Genomic DNA, 314 nt, shown 5'->3' with positions numbered 1-314 from the left:
CCTCTATGGCCAGCTGGTACCGCGGCCTGGTGCGCCCGCCGGTCATGGCGTACGGACGCACCAAGGGCTGGTCGCCTTCGCCCCCGTACGGCGTGGCGGAATGGCCGCCGTACGGGCCGGGCGAGGCGGGGGGCGGGGTCATGGGTCCTCCGGGTCGGAACAGCAAGGGAACGGGCGAGCCGTCGGGTCGGTGCCGGCGGGATGGCGTCCGGCGACGGCCGCGCGGGCTGGCAGTCGGCTGGCAGGCGGTCAGTTCAGCAGACTGCCTTGCAGTTCGGCACGGAGGTCGGGGGTGAGGACGCCTCCGGCGCGGT

1 pseudogene is annotated in these 314 nt (G+C 74.8%); it reads right to left on the bottom strand.

Annotation, left to right across the window (positions count from 1 at the left end):
* Positions 1–142: pseudogene (locus RKE29_RS30700) on the bottom strand (DUF742 domain-containing protein); the annotation flags it as partial.
* Between the last annotated feature and the right edge of the window lie 172 nt (positions 143–314).

The organism is Streptomyces sp. B1866 (assembly GCF_031932565.1).
Lineage (GTDB): Bacteria > Actinomycetota > Actinomycetes > Streptomycetales > Streptomycetaceae > Streptomyces.
The sequence above is the reverse complement of the archived record's forward strand: the minus strand, read 5'-3'. Positions and strand labels throughout refer to the sequence as shown.